A 14,954-nucleotide genomic window follows, 5' to 3' on the forward strand; every position below is an offset into this window, starting at 1 on the left:
TTCACTTCCTCATCGGCCAGTGCGCATCAGGGCTATTCCAGGGCACTATGTTCCCGTCGATATCTATTGAAGGGCCTTGCCTGTTTCTTCCGGTGCCCGTGCCCATCAAATGTCCATGTCCATGCGGCGTCGGATCATCCGGGTGTCCTTGCGGGTTCATTCTGTGATAGTTCGATCCGTTTGGATAGAGCGTGTGGGTGTCAACCGGATTTCGACCGGGAACGGTACTTCCTCCCAGCGGTTCGAAGACGATATTGCCGCGTGTATCGCCTATGTATCGCTGAATGAGCAGCCCCGTGCGGGGATCCGTGGTCGGTGCCCTTTGAAGCTCACCCAACCGCTGCTGCAGATTGTCCCTGGCTTGCGCGGAATGGGATCCGCCCGGCGGCTCCAGAAACGCCTCGTTGGGGCTGAGGCGCCGTATCTCCCTGTGGAGGATGCCGATCTGGTCGGCGATCTGTTGTTGGCTAGGGGTCCTCGCGGGTTGACCGCGCCGCGCAGGTGGTCGCGCCTGGGCAAACTCTTGACCGCCCCAGCGATCCTGGCTTGTGCTCCGCCCCCAGTTCGGTAAACGACTGCTCGCCTCCTCACCGAAATCGCGCAGCTCCAGCGCGCCGCCGAGCCCGATCGGCGCTTCGTAAAAGTCGTCGAAATCGCTGAGGCGTCTCATCCCGGAATTCCCCCGATATGCGCCGTCGTCAGCGCGGTGCCACCGGCCATTTCGGCCAGGTTCTGCTCGCGTTTCAGGTGGAGTTCGGCGTCGATCTGGTAGCGTTTCAGGGCGCCGTTCTGCTGGATCTCGGCAAGCTTCAGCTCGCGCTCCATCTCCAGCTTGCGCCGCGCAGTCTCGCTCTCCATGCGGGTCTTCTCGGTGGCGAGCTGCGCCTCCATCTGCAAGCGCTGCATGCCAGGATCCGGCTGTTGCGGCTGCGTCGCCTGCATCCGCTTCTGGATGTCCTCCGGCGTCGGCTTGGTGAAATAGAGGTCGGGCGATTTCAGCCCCGCCGCCTCCACCGTCTTGGCGATGCCGTTGTAGAGGTTGTCGGGCGAGACGTAAGGATTGTCAGGCCCGAGCGTCATCAAGAGCTTTTCCTGCAATTGCTGGATCATCTGGATCATCAGCATGTCGCGCTCGCGCGTGCCGGCGCCAAGGCCGGTGTTGACGGTCGCATCCATGCCGGCATTCCAGTGGCGCGGATCGAAGGTCACCCATTGCCCGCGCAGCCTCACGGCCCGCGGCCGGTCCTGGTGCTTGATGACGAGGCCAAGCAGGCCCTTGAACACCCGCTTCAGCCCTTGCGCAAAGGTGCGCACCATCAGTTCCGTCTGGCCAATGCCCGCCTGCTCGACCAGCGCCGTCGCCTTCGCCGTCATGTTCTGCAGCGCGTCCGGCGCCATGCCGCTCGAAGCATCGGAAATGCCGGTGCGGTCGGTCGCCTCCTGGTCGAGATAGCCGAGCATGGAGAAGGATTCGCGCGCCACGAACGGCACCGCCGTGTAGCCGACGGCGCCGCGCACATCGACGCCCTGGCCGACGCGGATCGGCTGGCCGAATTTTGGGTTCAGCACCGATTCCGGGTTCTGGATCACGCCTTCCTGCACGATCGGCTGCTGGTTGTTCTGCCAGTAGAGGTTGTCGAGCGTCTGGCGCAGCAGCACCGTCTTCACCCGCTGGATCTCGGCCATGTCGTCGGTGACGGAGTTGCCCTCGCGCTGGTGCGGACGGCGCTCGGTGATGAGGTCGGCAAAGGGCACCTCGTCCCATTCCTCGTCTTCGAGCAGGTTGTCCGGCCCGGTGCCTCCGGCAAAGACCAGGCGGCGCAGCTCGGCGATGCCGTCGTCGTCGGCATCCACCTTCACATAGAGCTCGTAGTATTCCACCTCCTGCAGCGCCGTGGCAGTCGCCTCGCCATCACCAAAGACGTCGCGACGACGGGTGAATGCCTCGTCGTCGCCGTCATGGTCGCCGGCGACAGTAAAGCCCTCCACCTTCGCCCGGTCATAGCCCATGGCGATCAGGTCGGAGCGGCGCATGCGCAGGTTGATGCCGGTGATCGGGCTGTCGTCGATCGAGATCGCATCCGGATGGATGAGGAATTCCTCCAGCGGCACCGCTGCAAGCCGGGTCGTGCCGCGCTCGCCGGTGCGGCGGATCTTCACGTTGAAGACCGGCTGCTCCACCCGCCCCGTCGGCAGCTCGATCGCCTCGACCGATTGCGACTGCTCGAGCACCTCCACCGCATCATCAGCGATCAGTTGCACCAGCGCCTGTTCGTCGAGCCCGGTATGGCTGGAAACCTCCACTGTCTGCTTCTTCTCGTACCACCAGCGGATCACGCCGTTCCTGAGCTTCAGCGCATCGTGCGCGGCGTCCTGCACCGCGTCATAGCCGTCGCTTTCGGGAAAGACGATGTAGTTGATGTAGTCGGTCGCCTGTTCGGCACCCGCCTCATCGCCCTGGTTGACCGGCTCGTACTCGACCACCTTGTCATTGCCGAGCACGGTGCGGATCAGCGAAGGCAGCACCTTCTTCACCGCCGCGCGCACGTCGCGCGAAACCACCTTGGAACGGTTGCTGTCGGACGGCACGTCCTTCATCACCCCGTCGTAATATTCCATCGCCCGGATGCGATCGACCGACAGCGCGTCGCGGTAGGTCTCGCAATCCCTGACGAGCTGGCTCACCATGTCCGTCAGTTCCGGTTTCGTCATCGCTGCCATCAGAGAACCTTCCGATTGAAACTCTAGTTTGTGTTTGCTTGCGTTCGCTTCGGCGGCAGTGCCGGCGTGAGGTTCAGGAAGAACAAGCCATGATCCGAACCGAGAACGCAGTATCGCCAAATCAGGCGCAGCAGCCGGTCGTCATTGCTTCGTTCGCCAGCGTTCATCTGGATAATGTCGGCCAATCATGCGATATTTCCTGAGCCCTGCGGAGCAGTCCGAAACAACAGAAATGCCGGCAGTTGCCGGGCCGGGCCGAAACCAGGCTCTGAGCAGACAAGCCCGGCGGGAAGGCATCGCGGTCGGCGATGAAGGGGGACCTTATGCGTGTCATGGATCTGGCTATTGCATCTGTCTTTGCCGCAACCATACTGGCTTCGGCACCGGCGTTCGCTGTGGAGAAGAAGGCGGTGCCAGGAGGAAGCGTAGGCATCCGCAAAGTCGCGCCGCCGATTGCTGCCGGCAACACGCTCGAATGCGGGGGAAAGGCGTACAAAGTGAAGACCGGGACAAATGCCGGGACTTGCAAGCAGTCGAAGGACAGCGCGGGTAACGTTTATCAGGTTATTTGCAACGACGGCGAGAACCATGCATCCGCCAGCTGCAGGACGGGCTGCGGGGAAACCTCGGGCGCCGGTGACTGCGATATCAAATAGGTGCGTTCCGTCGGGTTTGCTACCTCAGCTCCCGCTCAGCCACGACACAAAATGCACGTTGAGCGGCTGCAAGCGTGAGGCTGACGAAGGGCTGATCGTCCAGCTTGTTCCTTGAAGCGCTCTTCCGGGCCCGTTCAACCCAGGCGACGCCACGACGCGCCATAGCCACAAAGAAATCCTCGACGTGATCGCTACGTTCGGCGAGGCCTTGCGAGACCGGGCACAAGCGCTGTTGACGACCCCGAATCCGTTTTCGTCATCGCTGCCATCAGAGAACCTTCCGATCCCTGAATTTCCAGGCGGCCCCGTCGGTCTTCGCCCGGGCAAAGCGCTTCATCATCAGCGCGTAGCGGCAGGCCGAAAGAATGTCGTCGCGCTCCTTGACGATCCGGCCGTCCTTGCGGTGGTAGAGCCTGAATTCCTCGAACCATTCGCCGCAGGTGGAAAACACCTTGAAGCGGCCGGTCTGCATGCGTTGCAGCATGTCGGAGATCCCCGCCTCGACACCGTTGGTGCCGTCGTCGAAGGTCGCCCGCTCCTGGAGCATGGCGAGCCCCTGCCCGCGATATTGCGCCGCCAGTTGCTCGCCCGAGCCCTTGTCGTGCTGCAGGCCGTCATGCGGCCATGCCCAGGGCAGCCAGGGCCCCCAAGGTTTCAGCGCCGCCGCATGGATGATCGGCGTCGCCTCGCGCTCGCGGTAAACCTTCGTCACATAGAAGACATCAGCATCCCGGTCCCAGGCGCAGGCCGCTGCGGCAAAGGGGTGGTCCCAACCAAAGTCGAGCCCGCCGATCTGCACCCAATGTTTTGGAAGCTCGAACGGATCGATGCGGATCTGCTCCTCGGTCACGGGGAAAATCCGGCCGGAGCCCAGCGTTGGCACGCCCTTGGTGCGCGCTTCCTTCTCATGCGCCGGATAGCTCGCGACGATCTTCGCGCGCTCCTCGGGCGTGTAATGCTCGGCATCGTCGATCGTCATCGTCACCACCGTCCTGTCGTCGGAGGGCTCCAGCAGGTAGCGGCTGACCACCGAGCTCATGCCCTTGAGCGGCGTAAACGTCACGGCGACGGAGCCGCCAGTCGCATTGGTGCGGGTGATACCCTCGAAATAGACGTCCTCCGGCGGTTCCTCGTCGAACCAGACATAGTCCACCGTGTTTGCCTGCCATTTGGCGCGGCCCTGTTCGTATGCCTTTAGAAGCAGCGTCGAGGTGCCGCCCGTCGCGTGGCGCACCGTCACGCTGTCGAGCGCGCCGGACGCGCTGGATCTGCGTGTCCACCCGGCAATCGCCGCCTTCGGGATATAGCCGGTGCCCCAGTCCTCCTCGTTCATCGGCGGGCCGACGAGCAGCCGCTGCACGCCATCGCGCGTCAGCTCGTGCGATTCCGAGCCGCCGATCATCACGATCGGCCGCTCGAAGCGTCGGCCCGCCCACCACAAGGGATAGTCGCCGGTCAGGTGCATCGCCGCTTCGGCCGCACCGGCCAAGGTCTTGCCGAGCTGGTTGCCGGCCATGAACAGCCGCTCGCGAAATGTGGCGCCCGCCTCGTGGAAGGTGGTCTGCCTGGCATAGGGCCGGTAGTAGCGCAGCCTATTGCTGCTCTGCCGCCGCCCGATCTCCATCGCCAGCTCCATCCGCTCCCTGAGCAGCGAGGAAAGGCTTGATGGTTTGGTCGAGTTTGCGGATCCGCTCGAGGAGTTGCTCATCCGTCATCTCGCCGATCTGGTTGACATTGACATTCACGTCCTTCGGCATCAGCGAGGCCACGGCCTTGAGGAAATCGTGCGGGCTCTTTTCGATCAGCGCATGGATCGCGGCCGCGCCCCGGCTCTCCCAGGCCGAAAGCATGTCTTCGAGAAAAAGCTCGCCGAGCTTGCTGCGCACCGCCTTGCGCGCACGCGTCCGCGCAGGTGTCTCTGCCCCGATGGGTGTCCCCACTCCTGGTACGCGCGGCAGGAAGCGCCCGGTCTTCGGGTCCTTGGCTGGTTTGCCGATGCTCATGATGGTGGCTCCCTGTGCGACGTCGCAGCTGCCATTGAGTTCTCTAAAGCTGTCAGACAATCGGGCGGATGATGTCGGGAAAACGGGCAGCGGCCACTGGAAAACCGCGGGAAACTTCGCTCACCCACTTGACCTCAGGTTGCATTCTGTCACCAATATGAAATTGGACGCCGCGCATACGTGGCGGACGAGGCAGGCACGGGCGCCGCACGCCGGGCATGACAGGCAGGAAACGCATGTCGCGCAAAAGTGTGCAGCGGCTTTGCGATAACGACATGCGCAGGAACAAGAACCTGAAGCGGCAAGCGAAACTGAAAGATCGTGACGCGCTTCAGAGACATAACACTTTCAAAGTGCAGCATAATTTGTCCGTTCGATCGATCCAGATTTTAAGGAATTATGCGATGAAAAAGACGGGTGCCTGATGATCCAGAACGCAGTCAGAAGGTTGAAGACCATTTTCACGCCGCGGCTCTCCGCCGCAAATGTCTCGCCAAGGTTGCTCGAACTCGCCACGTCAGGAAATCTCGAGGCCCAGGCGGCACTCGGAGACATCTATTTCAACGATGGTCGCGCGGAAAATTACGCCGCATCCTACCACTGGAATGGACAAGCCGCCCGCCAGGGCCACGCCGCATCGCAGGCTCGCCTCGCAACGATCTATCACAAGGGTCTCGGCGTCGAGCCCGACCCGCAGGAGGCGTTTCGCTGGTGGCGCAGCGCCGCACGCAAGGGTCATCACGGCGCGCGGTTGATTGTGGACCGCCGCCAACGAGACGACAGCAGCGTCGAAACGAGCACGGCACCGGCCGGCTTCTCGGCAGCACTTCATCCTGGGGGAAGACGCGAAGGACCAACCGAAGAAATGCCGGCGGAGAACCTGTCAAAGCAGGTGCTCGAGATGGCCGAAGACGAACAGAGAGATGTCGGGCGCAGTTGAGCGCAACGAGACGCCGCCGGCAGCGGACCGCCGGAAGAGTGTGAAGCCCACTCGGCCACCGCCTCCATTTTTAAGCGAACAGGAGGTCGCTGGCATGATGGACGACGCGGCGCCCCGTGAAGGGTGACAGAGGTTGCCACCATCAAACTCCAGGACTTGCAGCACCTGTCGGAAACAAAACCGCAATGAGCGCAGTCGCGCTCTTTAAGCGCGGCGCAGATAGCCAAGAGGAAGAGGAAAGCCGATCGTGTGGAGCGCAACAGGCACAAACGTTGCCGCGCCGCTTGCCCACAAAATGAAAAAGGCCGCTTCGATTACGAAACGACCATCCTGTAATATCCTTAGCCCGCTTCCGGGCGCATGGCAACCCCCTCGGACAAAATTTGTTCTGGCTTTGTTCGATTTTTCTCGAACATCGCTCCCCGCCTTCGGATGTGATCTTCCTTCACCGATCGCCAGCGCATTCGGCGGCGCCGCCAGGACGCTTCGGTTATCGCCCCGCGGATCCTTTCCGGCGTTGGTGCCGTATAAAACTGTGGCCCGGCATTGCCGCCTCGCCGCGCACCTCCCCGCGAATAATGTATATTAGCATCTCGATATTCGCATCGGGCTGCCCCGGCGCACCTGCCAGATAGCGGCTCGTTCAAACCGGAACCGGCGCCTCGTCCCGGACAGCCAACAGAGCGGGCGGTCGCCGGGCGGCAAAAGGAAGATGTAACGCCGACACAAATTACCTGCGCGGCCACGACGGCTGCGCCAAGTCAGGCCCGCACAACGTCAAGGCGCATCGCTTTACCGCCGGGAGGCGGCGTAGCGCCTATAGAATGGGAGGAAAACATGAAACATCCTTTCCTGATCCTCACCCTCGTGATCGCGCTGTTCTCGCTCGGCGCCTGCACCAGCTCGCAGCCGAGCCGAAATGCCGGCTCCGCGCCGAGCGAAATCAGCCGCGACAGCGGCGGCTCCGGCTACTGAACCGCCGTGCACCTATGGCATTACGCCTTAGGTCCGGATCGGCTTTGAGGAAATTATGCAGGAAATTTAAAGCGTTACAGCGCCCTTAGCACATCACGATTGACGCGCCGCGCCGCAATGCGTCTCGCGCGAATGTCCGCGACGGTTTCGGGACGACGACATGCATAACCTGGGCCCAAAGCGCGTTGCACGGCCCGGTTCTCAGGCGACGTGTTTTTGAGACGCCGGAACAATGTATGTGCCGACCTCGTTGCACGTTCGGGTTTGAGGACCCCGGTTCTCGCGCGCGTGCGCATATTTGGTTGTGCGCGTCCGATTGTGTTATCATCCCCGCCGGGAGGAGAATGTCATGGAGAATTTCTTCGCACTACTCGCCGTTGTCGTCGGTTCCGCCGTGCTGGGGCTTGCCCTCGCCTACGGCATGCGCCGCCAGAAGGAAGCGCACCGCCCACCCGAACATGACGACGCCCGACTGAAGTTCTAAACCCGCCACAGCTTTCCGATAAATCGGGTAAACGGCCGAGGCATCCGCTTGCGCCTGCCCTTCCATTGCAGCAGCCACCAGACGGCGTGACGGCGCCGACGACAGCCTTCCCAAGGCCGGCATCCGTCGGTTGCAGGCCAGGTGGAGCGCCGTGCAGGAAGCCCGCCAGCCAATTTCGACCGGCGGGCCTGATCCCGTCAATAATACGGCGAGTAGCACGGCTGCCGCGGTCCGCCATAGGGCTGGAACGAGTTGTCCCAGGCGCGGTAGGAGCGGTAGCGGTCATAGCACCAGTTGCTATGCCGCGGATTCACGCCGGATTCGACGCGGCGCGGTGGAGCGGCGATCGCGCCGCCGATGATGGCGCCGGCGCCGAAGGCTGCCAGCGGATACCACCAGCCGTCATTGTGACGGCGATATCCGTCACGGTATCCCCGATAGCCGCGATGGCCATTGTACCAGCCATAGCGGTACCCGCCGCCGCCATGCCAGCCCGGCCGCGGACGATAGCCGCCATCCCAGTGCGGGCGCGGGCGATGGCCGCCATCCCAGCCCGGGCGTGGGCGGTAGCCGCCGTGCCAGCCCGGGCGCGGCCGATATCCGCCATGGTTCCAGCCCGGCCGCGGCCGATGCCTGTTACCGTTCCACTCGCGGTATTGCACCCTATCGACGTCGCTCTGCTGCGCCAACTGAATGGCGGCAACCGGCATGGCACTCGCAGGCGCGTAGCTCGTCAGAGCCGTCACCGCTGCAAGGATCACAATGCCTATCTTCTTCATCTCGACACCTATCCGTTTCGAACAGGTGCAAGCTATGCCCCCTTGACGTGAACCCATGGTGAATGCGCTCTTCGTCATATTAGCACGTAAAAACATAATGATAGCGATGACAGTTGACCTCACCCGGAAACCAGCGCGGCGCGGCGGTCGATCTCGTTGCCCGGGTATCTTGCCACCCGCGGCAGGCGACATATCTTTGCGAAGAGGCCTTTCCTGCGCTCGCCGGCGATACCACCTGAGCACACGGCCAGGCGTTGCATAAGCTCTGCGCTCCCTCTTTGCGTGGGTTCACGTCGATGCCACGACGGGTTGCGGAAAAAAGTTTCGGTGCAATGTCGGCCCCACCGTGGCCCGTTCGTCATTCAAGCAGAGAGGCCGCTGTGGCTTCGTCGATCAAAGGAGAAGACCATGCGCGTGATAGTTATGGTGAAGGCGACCGAGGACAGCGAAGCGGGCAACATGCCCTCGACCGAGCTGCTGGAAGCCATGGGCAAGTTCAACGAAGAGCTGGTCAATGCCGGCATCATGCTGGCGGGTGAAGGCCTGCATCCCTCGTCCAGGGGCAAGCGCGTCGCCTTCGACGGCGCCAGCCGCCTCGTCATCGACGGCCCCTTCACCGAGACCAAGGAACTGGTCGCCGGCTTCTGGATCTGGCAGGTCAAGGACATGGACGAGGCCATCGCCTGGGTAAAGCGCTGCCCCAACCCGATGCCCGGCCCGAGCGAGATCGAAATCCGCCCGGTCTTCGAGGCCGCCGACTTCGGCGACGCGCTGACGCCTGAGATCGCCGAGCTGGACGACCGGCTGCGCGAACGCATCGGCGGCAATTGAGGCCGCCTTTCAGCCGGCAAAGCATTGCAGAGAGCCGGGGTTGCGACGAGCCCCGGCTCAACGCTGGTGATGCCGCCAGTGACTAGTGATCACCCGGCGGCAAACCCACCACCGCTCGGCCATTCGCCGTCAGCCTACTGCTCACAACTCGATGCCAGGCGACAAGCGTTCAGCTGTTCCTCACTTCATCAGCGTGTTCTTGTAGATGACGCCGTCCTTCATGATGATCTTGAAGTTGTTGGCGGGATCGGCCACCAGGTCGATGTTTTCCAACGGGTTGCCATCGACGAGCAAGATATCCGCAAGCGCGCCTTCCTCGATCACGCCGAGCTTTCCCGGATAGGGATTGCGCGGACCGGACAGCGCCAGCAACTCCGCATTGGTTCCGGTCGCCATCGAGAGCGCTTCGGCAGGCGTATACCAACGACTGAGGGAGGCCAGAATTGCCCCCTGCTGCTGCGCCAACGCGCGGGAGAACAGGACATCGGTGCCCCACGCCGTCTTGATCTTGTACTTCTTCGCCAGTTCGTAGGTTCTGGCGATGCCGGGCCACACCTCATCCGCCTTCGCCCGCTCGACCGAGCCCTCCCGAAAGCCTTGCCTCAACAATTCGGGAAGCGGCTGCAGGCTTAGCCAAATGCCCTTCTCGGCAATCAGCTTGGCGGTTTCCTCATCTATGAGGAAGCCGTGTTCGATACACTTCACGCCGGCTGCAATCGCTGTTTTGGCCGCATGCGATGTGAAGGCGTGCGCGGCGACATAGGTGCCCCAATTGTCGGCTATTTCAACCGCGGCCCGCAGCTCAGCCTCGGTAAAGGTGGTAACATCGAGCGGGCTGTGGGGTGACGACACCCCGCCGCCGGCCGTCACCTTGACGAGCGCAGCCCCCTGCATGAGTTGCTCACGAACCCGCACACGCACCTCGTCGGGGCTGTCGACCACCATGCTCCCGCCGATCTGCTCCATGCGGGTGAGCGGGCCGCCGATCACCCGCGGCAGATCGGTGAACTGGCGGAAATCTCCATGTCCGCTGGTCACGGTGATCACGGCACCGGAGGGGTAGATGCGCGGTCCCTCGGTGACACCTGCATCTATCGCGCGCTTGAGACCGAACACCGGTCCTCCCACATCGCGAACGGTGGTGAAGCCGCGCATCAGCGTGTCCGTCGCCTCGTCGCCAGCCACAAGATTGTTGAAGCCGACGTCGCCGAACGATTCTGCCGGAGTGGGCCGAACCAGCATTGCGTGCCAGTGCGCATCGATAAGGCCCGGCATCAGCGTTCGGCCGTTTCCGGCAACGCGCTGGGCACCCTCCGCCTCGACAGGGCTTGTCGAGATGCGAGCGATCACATTGCCTTTGACCAGTACATTCGACGGTGCGGAAAGTGAGGTCGCTCCTTTCCCATCGAAGATGCGGACGTTTTCGAAAAGGACGTCATCCGCCCTCGCAGCCGGACAAGCCCCGAGCACGAGAACGGCCGCAAGCCACCGTCTGCTTTTCAGCAGCATCACGAAAGCTGTGCGGGCATAAAAGAACACGGCTGCGGCGTGGGGCAAGGCACGCGCCACAAACGTGGATTTCATCAACTCCTGCAATTCCAAAGACTTGATACACACGGCGATTCTCCAACCTTGAGGAAGGGATGGGTCGTGGCACGAGAGGAAGTTGTAGCATCCATTGCGATAGGGCCGAGGCGCGAGCCACCGCTCGTCCATGCATTGCAAGGCCATGTTCGCAGTCAGGCCGATCGCAACGCGGCACGAAACAATACCAACGTCTGCTTTTGGGGACAAGCAGACGTTGATGAAACCGAAGCGTTGCCTCGGGTCACGGTTGCACTAAAGCCGTTACGGAGCGATCCGCCTCGCCCTACAGCGCCGCGGTCGTTGCCATCGACTCGAGTTGACGTATTGTCTACCCATCAAACCCAAGCCCGATGGTGACCATGCCGGCAATGGTCGCCACCCAGGTTGCCGATCTGCGAGCCGTTATTTTTTCCAGCGGCGTCTGCGATCTCGAAGCGGCTTTTGAAAGCAGCGCTCGAGATTTGCGATGGGCAATCGAGAATGAGGCGGGCGTATCGAGCGAAGCCTTTCTGGTGCGCTGCGCTCACCATCACGCGCACAAGATCCAGTCGGAAACGATGTTGTTGCATGGAAGGCATGACGACCGCGCGCCCGTCGCCCAGGCCGAATTATTCTCAAAAGCGCTTTCTGATTCTGGGCTTCCGGTTACGCTCAACATATCTGAATGCGGGCACCGAATTCCGAGGGAATACGTGCGGGCAGCCCTTCGCCCGTTCCTGCAAAGGATGTTCGCCCCGGCTGTAACGTTCCACTAGTGCACGTCGCGCAAAGCCAAGCTTGAAGCGCAGAAGGCGGATCCTGGAGATCCCAACGGCCTTCCGCCCGAATTCCCTAACCACACCCGCAATACACAGAATCCCCGCCACAAGGGCGAGGATGAGGAGAATAGAACGGTCATCACAGGCACTGTCTGGAACGACCGGCAGCGTGGTGGCTGCCCCGCACAGGTGACAACTTCTGCCGCAAAGAGGCTTGCGCTGTTCAAACCGCCTCCTTCTCCCTGGAAAGCCCGAGGTGCCAGTGCAGTTCGGTCAGGCCGCGCTTCAGCCAGGCCAGTTGCGGTTCCGGCATGGTGCGCAGCACCTCGTAGTCCATGACGCAGACGTTGAAGACCGTGGTCTTCACCCGCGGCCCTTCCGGCAGCTTCAAGAGCACGCCCTCGAGCTCCATCATCCGGTTGGCCGCAGCCCGTGCTGCCCGCGTCCGCTCGGCGGTCGTCTCGCCTTCAAAACCTTTGACGCTGAACAGCGACTGCGCCCGCACACTTGGAAAGGGAATGCCGGTCAGGCTGTAATAGCGCGCCATCTGCCGGGCATATTCGTCGCCCGCTTCACGCTCGTGCGCGGTCAGCTTGCCATCGAGAAACATCCGGCCAAGCGTGTAGCCGGCAAAGGGGCTGCCGGCATCCACGCCCTTGGCGCCTGGGAAATGCATGCGCTGCCGCGCCGCGATGGCAACCGAGCGCACCTCTCTTTCCGTTTCCCCATGCTTGATCTGCCCGCCGGGATAGCGCGCCACGTCGGCCTTGCGCGGCCGGCCCGCCTTGCTTGCCCGCTTGATGCGAATGCGTTCCGCCTTGGATGTCATCGTGCTGTCTCCTTTTGTTCGTCTGCGTTCCATTGCCCACGCGCATCCGGCCTTGGGCCGGACGCTGGCTGCGGCAATGCCAATGCCGGTCTGAAAATGTCTGTTTGTCGATGCGCGCGCCAAGCAGCGTGCGGCACGCCGCCTTTGCCTTGCGGCTCGCAACCACGACAATCCGCCGCCCAAGGCAGACCGCCCCGTCGCCACTGATCGTGATGACCCGTGCACCGGGCCATGACCCTTCGGCCGCAGCGCTTAAAGCGCGTCGCGATCGCCAGGATTCGCTTGCTGCGTTTTAAGCTCTTGTTTTTACGCATGTCGTTATCGCAAAACCGCTCCACACTTTTGCGCGACATGCTTTAGGTCCCGACACATCGCTTCGCCCTGCCCTTGTTGACCGCGTGCAGCACCGAGGTGTGGTCGCGCCGGAAGATACGGCCGAGCGCCGGCAGCGACAGGTCTTCGCGCTCGTCGTAGACCGCCGCCATGCAGCGATGGCGCGGCTCCACCAGCCGGCGCTCCCGGCGAACCCCGATCACGTCGGCCCAGGCAATGCCGGGATAGGCAAGCAGCACCTCCTCGACGATTTCGCGCACCGGCCGACGGCTGAAGAGACCGCCCTTGCCGCCAGCGCCCGTGCCGCAGAGCAACTGCGCCTGCGACAGGATGCGCGCTTCGGCGTCGGCAAGTGCAAGCTCCAGCTCCAGCACCCGCAAGCGCTGCGCCTTCACATGCGCGCTCAGCGCGCCGAGCAGCTCGTCAGGCGTTGGCGCCTGCAGCCGCTCGCTTTCGCCGGCATTTCCGGTAGCCTCGCAGTCGCCCGCCAACATGCCCTGAGGCACCGGCCCTGCGTCCGGCCGGTCCTTGCCGCCGCAAACCAAAATCTCATCCCTTGTGGCCACATCCCCCATGGCCCAATCCCTGGTGGCGCCGTCCTGGGTAACTCGTTCCGCCAATTGCATCGTCGAATGTCTCGTCTCAGGCTGCATCGCTCGCCACCTCCATCGTAAGATCCATCACCATCCCGCGCCCTGCGGGATGGGCCATGTCGCGCTCCACTCCCGCCCGAAAGGCGCGCTGTTCGCACATGACCTCGGCGGCATCGGGAAGGTCGATCAACTCGGCCAGCGCCCCGGCCCGCTCGGGCGATGGCGTCTCGCGGGGTGCGGCCCCCATCGCCTTGGCGGCGGTGTGCTCGGCGCGAAACTGGCGAAGCCGCACCCTCACCCGCTCGCGGATCTCGGGCGAGCGTTCGGCCGCCGGCACTGTCGGATTCAGCGCCTCCGCGAGGTCGCGTCTGCGCGCCAGCTCGGCGCGTGTCGCCGCCGCCTCGCCCTTGGCCAGCGCCGCCAGCACCGGCGGCTTCGGAATGGTGCCCAGAAGCACGTTGGCGTTGGTGGCATAGTCACCGCGGATCAGCTTCTGCGTCGCCGCTGAAAGCCCGCAGGCCGGCACCCCTGCCAGCGCATATTTGTAGACCGGCAGAAGCTTGCCGGGGTCGATGCCCTGCGGCATGGTCATGCCGGCGGTCTGCATCGCGTTGAGGCTGCGCAGGATCGCATCGTCGCTTGCCGGCGCCAGCCGGTCAGTGAGCGCGGTAATCTCCCGGCTCAAGGTCGAAAGTCGGTTGCGTGTTGATAAGGTCGTCATTGTCTCGGTTTCCATTGAGTTCTCGCTCTATCGCTTGTCGGCATTCCCGCTGGTGGCGGGCAAAGGCGCTTTCGTGCGGCGGCGCCTGCGGCCGGTGGCCACGGCGAGGCCTTGCGGCGTTGCGCATCCAGTTGCGCCAGGTGGCGAGCCAGTCGAGCTTGGCCGCGTCCCGTCCGGATTTCGCCGTCCAGTAGTCGCGGAATTTTTCAAGCTCCAGCTCCACCTCCGCCGGGCCGAAGCCGAGGCGCGCGGCAAAATCGCGGTCCGGCTCGAATTGCTCGGGAAGGCGCATGGCGCGCCTGCCGCCTGGCACTAGGCGCGATGGCGCAGGGATTTGGGATTTGCGCGATGGCGCAGGGATTTGGGTGTTGTCGGGAGAGTTAATTTCTTTAGGGGGTGTGGGGGACCTTTCTTTATCAGAGAGGGGCACCGTCGCCGTGACGGCCCGTGACGTCACGTGAGCGCGGCGGCGCTGTTGCCGTTCGCGATCGCTTGCCCGACGCCTTTCGATGTCCGATTGCTGACCGTCTTCCGCCGCGCGGACGGCGCACAGGATCATTTCCGGCGTCGCACCGCACTGAACCAGAGCCTCGACGATCGATGTGATGCGCATCGCCTAGGTCGTGTGGACACTTACCTGATCCAGAGGACGATGGCTGCGATTGTGACGACGGCTCGGTAGTTTTGTGCCGTTTTCTCGTAGCGCGTGGCTACTCTGCGGAACTGCTTGAGTTTTGAGAAGCA

General features: G+C 63.0%; 17 protein-coding genes and 1 pseudogene. 6 read left to right on the forward strand and 12 right to left on the reverse strand.

Annotation, left to right across the window (positions count from 1 at the left end):
- Nucleotide 1 precedes the first annotated feature (1 nt).
- The 3 genes from AC244_RS30555 to AC244_RS37315 are packed head-to-tail and all read right to left on the reverse strand — an operon-like array spanning nucleotide 2 to nucleotide 2,906.
- On the reverse strand, nucleotides 2–670 hold the full coding sequence (locus tag AC244_RS30555) for a hypothetical protein (protein WP_053252590.1): 669 nt from the start codon (nucleotides 668–670) through the stop codon (nucleotides 2–4).
- The gene (locus tag AC244_RS30560) at nucleotides 667–2,721 is read right to left on the reverse strand and encodes a hypothetical protein (protein ID WP_053252591.1); all 2,055 of its coding nucleotides are present in this window, start codon (nucleotides 2,719–2,721) and stop codon (nucleotides 667–669) included. The genes AC244_RS30555 and AC244_RS30560 overlap by 4 nt, the downstream gene beginning before the upstream one ends.
- A 23-nt stretch (nucleotides 2,722–2,744) precedes the next feature.
- Complete coding sequence (locus AC244_RS37315; protein ID WP_161807920.1) at nucleotides 2,745–2,906, reverse strand: hypothetical protein; 162 nt, start codon at nucleotides 2,904–2,906, stop codon at nucleotides 2,745–2,747.
- Between the two features lie 138 nt (nucleotides 2,907–3,044).
- Between AC244_RS37315 and AC244_RS30565 the strand changes: the two genes are divergently transcribed.
- Nucleotides 3,045–3,377, forward strand: coding sequence for a hypothetical protein (locus tag AC244_RS30565; RefSeq protein ID WP_152976180.1), 333 nt, complete (start codon nucleotides 3,045–3,047; stop codon nucleotides 3,375–3,377).
- Between the two features lie 268 nt (nucleotides 3,378–3,645).
- Here the strand turns inward: AC244_RS30565 and AC244_RS30575 are convergent, their stop codons facing one another.
- Nucleotides 3,646–5,085 (reverse strand): terminase large subunit domain-containing protein, encoded by a 1,440-nt coding sequence (locus tag AC244_RS30575; RefSeq protein WP_053252594.1) that lies wholly within the window; start codon nucleotides 5,083–5,085, stop codon nucleotides 3,646–3,648.
- Nucleotides 4,970–5,380 carry a hypothetical protein gene (locus AC244_RS35890; protein ID WP_202596141.1) on the reverse strand — a complete coding sequence of 137 codons (411 nt, stop codon included), beginning with the start codon at nucleotides 5,378–5,380 and terminating at the stop codon, nucleotides 4,970–4,972. The genes AC244_RS30575 and AC244_RS35890 overlap by 116 nt, the downstream gene beginning before the upstream one ends.
- A gap of 424 nt (nucleotides 5,381–5,804) precedes the next feature.
- Between AC244_RS35890 and AC244_RS30585 the strand changes: the two genes are divergently transcribed.
- The 3 genes from AC244_RS30585 (at nucleotide 5,805) to AC244_RS38655 (ending at nucleotide 7,779) form a co-directional block, all read left to right on the forward strand.
- Nucleotides 5,805–6,320 (forward strand): tetratricopeptide repeat protein, encoded by a 516-nt coding sequence (locus tag AC244_RS30585; protein ID WP_053252596.1) that lies wholly within the window; start codon nucleotides 5,805–5,807, stop codon nucleotides 6,318–6,320.
- Between the two features lie 837 nt (nucleotides 6,321–7,157).
- Nucleotides 7,158–7,295 carry a hypothetical protein gene (locus AC244_RS37320; protein ID WP_161807921.1) on the forward strand — a complete coding sequence of 46 codons (138 nt, stop codon included), beginning with the start codon at nucleotides 7,158–7,160 and terminating at the stop codon, nucleotides 7,293–7,295.
- A gap of 349 nt (nucleotides 7,296–7,644) precedes the next feature.
- The gene (locus tag AC244_RS38655) at nucleotides 7,645–7,779 is read left to right on the forward strand and encodes a hypothetical protein (RefSeq protein WP_268750794.1); all 135 of its coding nucleotides are present in this window, start codon (nucleotides 7,645–7,647) and stop codon (nucleotides 7,777–7,779) included.
- Between the two features lie 197 nt (nucleotides 7,780–7,976).
- Here the strand turns inward: AC244_RS38655 and AC244_RS30590 are convergent, their stop codons facing one another.
- Nucleotides 7,977–8,558: a BA14K family protein gene (locus AC244_RS30590; protein WP_053252597.1), complete on the reverse strand. Its 582-nt coding sequence runs from the start codon at nucleotides 8,556–8,558 to the stop codon at nucleotides 7,977–7,979.
- 408 nt (nucleotides 8,559–8,966) lie between these two features.
- On the opposite strand from AC244_RS30590, the gene AC244_RS30595 reads away from it, so the two are divergent.
- Nucleotides 8,967–9,389 (forward strand): YciI family protein, encoded by a 423-nt coding sequence (locus AC244_RS30595; RefSeq protein WP_053252598.1) that lies wholly within the window; start codon nucleotides 8,967–8,969, stop codon nucleotides 9,387–9,389.
- A 180-nt stretch (nucleotides 9,390–9,569) separates the two neighbouring features.
- Here AC244_RS30595 and AC244_RS30600 read toward each other — a convergent pair whose 3' ends face one another.
- The gene (locus tag AC244_RS30600) at nucleotides 9,570–10,898 is read right to left on the reverse strand and encodes a metal-dependent hydrolase family protein (RefSeq protein ID WP_053252606.1); all 1,329 of its coding nucleotides are present in this window, start codon (nucleotides 10,896–10,898) and stop codon (nucleotides 9,570–9,572) included.
- Nucleotides 10,899–11,344: 446 nt separating this feature from the next.
- On the opposite strand from AC244_RS30600, the gene AC244_RS30605 reads away from it, so the two are divergent.
- Nucleotides 11,345–11,731 carry an alpha/beta hydrolase family protein gene (locus AC244_RS30605; protein ID WP_234717073.1) on the forward strand — a complete coding sequence of 129 codons (387 nt, stop codon included), beginning with the start codon at nucleotides 11,345–11,347 and terminating at the stop codon, nucleotides 11,729–11,731.
- Nucleotides 11,732–11,957: 226 nt separating this feature from the next.
- Here AC244_RS30605 and AC244_RS30610 read toward each other — a convergent pair whose 3' ends face one another.
- The 5 genes and pseudogenes from AC244_RS30610 to AC244_RS35895 all read right to left on the reverse strand — a co-directional run.
- The gene (locus AC244_RS30610; RefSeq protein ID WP_053252600.1) at nucleotides 11,958–12,563 is read right to left on the reverse strand and encodes a hypothetical protein; all 606 of its coding nucleotides are present in this window, start codon (nucleotides 12,561–12,563) and stop codon (nucleotides 11,958–11,960) included.
- A 356-nt stretch (nucleotides 12,564–12,919) separates the two neighbouring features.
- Nucleotides 12,920–13,549, reverse strand: coding sequence for a helix-turn-helix domain-containing protein (locus AC244_RS30620; protein WP_082367276.1), 630 nt, complete (start codon nucleotides 13,547–13,549; stop codon nucleotides 12,920–12,922).
- On the reverse strand, nucleotides 13,539–14,210 hold the full coding sequence (locus AC244_RS30625; protein WP_063934174.1) for a hypothetical protein: 672 nt from the start codon (nucleotides 14,208–14,210) through the stop codon (nucleotides 13,539–13,541). The genes AC244_RS30620 and AC244_RS30625 overlap by 11 nt, the downstream gene beginning before the upstream one ends.
- Nucleotides 14,146–14,823, reverse strand: a complete 678-nt coding sequence (locus AC244_RS36910; protein WP_152976181.1) for a hypothetical protein — start codon at nucleotides 14,821–14,823, stop codon at nucleotides 14,146–14,148. Before AC244_RS36910 ends, AC244_RS30625 begins: the two co-directional genes overlap by 65 nt.
- 20 nt (nucleotides 14,824–14,843) lie before the next feature.
- Nucleotides 14,844–14,954, reverse strand: a pseudogene (locus tag AC244_RS35895) (IS5/IS1182 family transposase); the annotation flags it as partial.

Origin of the sequence: Ensifer adhaerens (assembly GCF_001270265.1) — a bacterium.
GTDB lineage: Bacteria > Pseudomonadota > Alphaproteobacteria > Rhizobiales > Rhizobiaceae > Ensifer > Ensifer adhaerens_B.

Excerpts from the sequence above, each read along its gene's own strand:
- AC244_RS30620 (WP_082367276.1), bottom strand. The coding sequence starts at position 13,549 with ATGCAGCCTGAGACGAGACATTCGACGATGCAATTGGCGGAACGAGTT.
- AC244_RS37320 (WP_161807921.1), top strand. The coding sequence starts at position 7,158 with ATGAAACATCCTTTCCTGATCCTCACCCTCGTGATCGCGCTGTTCTCG.
- AC244_RS30555 (WP_053252590.1), bottom strand. The coding sequence starts at position 670 with ATGAGACGCCTCAGCGATTTCGACGACTTTTACGAAGCGCCGATCGGG.
- AC244_RS30585 (WP_053252596.1), top strand. The coding sequence starts at position 5,805 with ATGATCCAGAACGCAGTCAGAAGGTTGAAGACCATTTTCACGCCGCGG.
- AC244_RS30625 (WP_063934174.1), bottom strand. The coding sequence starts at position 14,210 with ATGACGACCTTATCAACACGCAACCGACTTTCGACCTTGAGCCGGGAG.
- AC244_RS30610 (WP_053252600.1), bottom strand. The coding sequence starts at position 12,563 with ATGACATCCAAGGCGGAACGCATTCGCATCAAGCGGGCAAGCAAGGCG.
- AC244_RS30575 (WP_053252594.1), bottom strand. The coding sequence starts at position 5,085 with ATGAGCAACTCCTCGAGCGGATCCGCAAACTCGACCAAACCATCAAGC.
- AC244_RS35890 (WP_202596141.1), bottom strand. The coding sequence starts at position 5,380 with ATGAGCATCGGCAAACCAGCCAAGGACCCGAAGACCGGGCGCTTCCTG.
- AC244_RS30560 (WP_053252591.1), bottom strand. The coding sequence starts at position 2,721 with ATGGCAGCGATGACGAAACCGGAACTGACGGACATGGTGAGCCAGCTC.
- AC244_RS30590 (WP_053252597.1), bottom strand. The coding sequence starts at position 8,558 with ATGAAGAAGATAGGCATTGTGATCCTTGCAGCGGTGACGGCTCTGACG.
- AC244_RS36910 (WP_152976181.1), bottom strand. The coding sequence starts at position 14,823 with ATGCGCATCACATCGATCGTCGAGGCTCTGGTTCAGTGCGGTGCGACG.
- AC244_RS38655 (WP_268750794.1), top strand. The coding sequence starts at position 7,645 with ATGGAGAATTTCTTCGCACTACTCGCCGTTGTCGTCGGTTCCGCCGTG.
- AC244_RS30565 (WP_152976180.1), top strand. The coding sequence starts at position 3,045 with ATGCGTGTCATGGATCTGGCTATTGCATCTGTCTTTGCCGCAACCATA.
- AC244_RS30605 (WP_234717073.1), top strand. The coding sequence starts at position 11,345 with ATGGTCGCCACCCAGGTTGCCGATCTGCGAGCCGTTATTTTTTCCAGC.
- AC244_RS30595 (WP_053252598.1), top strand. The coding sequence starts at position 8,967 with ATGCGCGTGATAGTTATGGTGAAGGCGACCGAGGACAGCGAAGCGGGC.
- AC244_RS30600 (WP_053252606.1), bottom strand. The coding sequence starts at position 10,898 with ATGCTGCTGAAAAGCAGACGGTGGCTTGCGGCCGTTCTCGTGCTCGGG.